Source organism: Chryseobacterium sp. SIMBA_038 (assembly GCF_046535115.1).
Lineage (GTDB): Bacteria > Bacteroidota > Bacteroidia > Flavobacteriales > Weeksellaceae > Chryseobacterium.
This window is the reverse complement of sequence record NZ_JAWRXH010000038.1, coordinates 1-395: the sequence shown is the minus strand read 5'-3', so window position 1 is coordinate 395 and position 395 is coordinate 1. Positions and strand designations below refer to the sequence as shown.

Annotated in this window: 1 protein-coding gene; it reads left to right on the top strand. The window is 30.6% G+C overall.

From position 1 onward, the window contains the following. A partial coding sequence (locus tag SB689_RS22625; protein ID WP_410694321.1) for a helix-turn-helix transcriptional regulator occupies positions 1–195 on the top strand: 195 nt, incomplete at its 5' end. Positions 196–395 lie beyond the last annotated feature (200 nt).

Sequence of the window (395 nt, the reverse complement as noted above, 5' to 3'; positions counted from 1 at the left end):
ATTAGATGTTACCCAGATCTTAATGTCGGTGATTTAACGTTTTGTGCTTTAGTGAGACTTAATTTTTCCAATAAAGAGATCGCGCAATATGGTACTATGTCTGTCCGTACTGTTGAATCAAAAAAATATAGACTACGAAAAAAAATCGGTCTTCCCACAAACACTGACTTTAATAAATGGATAAGTGATCAATAGTTTTTACTAAAATATGCTTTCGAATAATTTAGTAAAAAATAACTTATACTATGAAGTGTATCAGTTATAATAAAATAATAGGGCTTGGGTTTATAATCTGAGCCCTTATTCGTAACAGCGTGGTGATTTCAGAAACACCTTAAAAATCAAATATTGCTGTAGTTTGTCTTTGAATTCCAGTTTGTACAAAATAAAAGGCT